Below are 247 nucleotides of genomic sequence, written 5' to 3' on the forward strand. Positions count from 1 at the left end.
GGCTGCACCTGACACAAGGGGCTGTCAGCCAGCGAATAAAGCGGCTGGAGGCATTCCTCGGCTGCCCATTGCTGATGCGTGACACTCAAGGCAGTAGCCTGACCTGGCAGGGGAGGTCGTTGTTGCCTGACGCTCGTCGCCTGCTGCGGATGCATGATGCATTTTGCGCCAGTGTCGGGGCCAGGGAATCAGACGCCCCGGTGCGTCTCGGGCTCCCGTTCGATATGGCCGGCGCGCCGCTTGCTCC

Annotated in this window: 1 protein-coding gene; it reads left to right on the forward strand. The window is 64.4% G+C overall.

Translation table 11 applies throughout. The annotated features are described in order from the left end of the window. Positions 1–247 (forward strand): LysR family transcriptional regulator (locus tag FQ664_RS26630; RefSeq protein ID WP_144175967.1); only part of this gene is annotated, 247 nt, incomplete at both ends.

It is taken from the genome of Pseudomonas persica (genome assembly GCF_900291015.1).
Classification (GTDB): domain Bacteria; phylum Pseudomonadota; class Gammaproteobacteria; order Pseudomonadales; family Pseudomonadaceae; genus Aquipseudomonas.